The 811-nt window shown below is 58.3% G+C and carries 1 protein-coding gene; it reads left to right on the top strand.

Annotated features, from left to right (window positions below; all coding sequences use genetic code 11):
• Positions 1–751, top strand: a 751-nt coding sequence (locus tag ACOTX5_RS26685; RefSeq protein ID WP_074172561.1) for a reverse transcriptase domain-containing protein, incomplete at its 5' end; no start/stop codon positions are given.
• Positions 752–811: the final 60 nt, after the last annotated feature.

The following is an 811-nucleotide window of genomic DNA, read 5'->3' as shown; positions in this document are numbered from 1 at the left end:
GGAGGAGGGTCAATGGCGAGCAACGGAGGAAGGCACCCCACAGGGTGCGGTCATCTCACCGCTGCTGGCAAACATATACCTCCACTACGTCTTCGATCTGTGGGCGCATCAGTGGCGACGTCGCTATGCCACAGGCAATGTGGTAATGGTCAGATACGCCGATGACATCGTCATCGGGTTCGACAAACGATACGATGCCCGGCGCTTCCGTATAGCCATGCAGCGCAGACTGAGGGAGTTCGGACTCACGGTTCACCCGGAGAAAACCCGTCTGATGGAGTTCGGCCGCTTCGCTGCCGAAAACCGTGCCATCAGGGGAAAAGGCAAACCAGAAACGTTCAACTTCCTCGGGTTCACGCACATCAGCGGGAAAGATCGCAACGGCAGGTTCATGCTGATACGAAAGACCCGCCGGGATCGGATGACGGCAACTCTGAAAGCCATCAAAGACGGTCTGCGAAGGCGCTGGCATTACTCAATCCCCGAACAGGGAAAATGGCTCAGGAGAGTGGTTCAGGGATACCTGAACTATCACTCGGTACCGGGCAACTTCCCCACCATGCAGAAGTTCAGGACACACGTAACAAACCTCTGGCGCCGGGCGCTCAGGCGCAGGAGCCAGAAGGATGATACGACCTGGACGAAAGCAAACAAACTGGCAGCCGCATGGCTACCAAGGGTTCGGGTTCTTCATCCATGGCCTGTGGAGCGGTTCACCGCCAGACACCCGAGGCAGGAGCCCGGTGCGTAAATCGCGCACGCCGGGATCTGTGCGGGGGGTATCCGGTAACGGGTATCCCTACCGCGACAT

Origin of the sequence: Enterobacter cloacae complex sp. IR5441 (assembly GCF_049238215.1) — a bacterium.
GTDB classification, from domain to species: Bacteria; Pseudomonadota; Gammaproteobacteria; order Enterobacterales; family Enterobacteriaceae; genus Enterobacter; species Enterobacter hormaechei_C.
The sequence above is the reverse complement of the archived record's forward strand: the minus strand, read 5'-3'. Positions and strand labels throughout refer to the sequence as shown.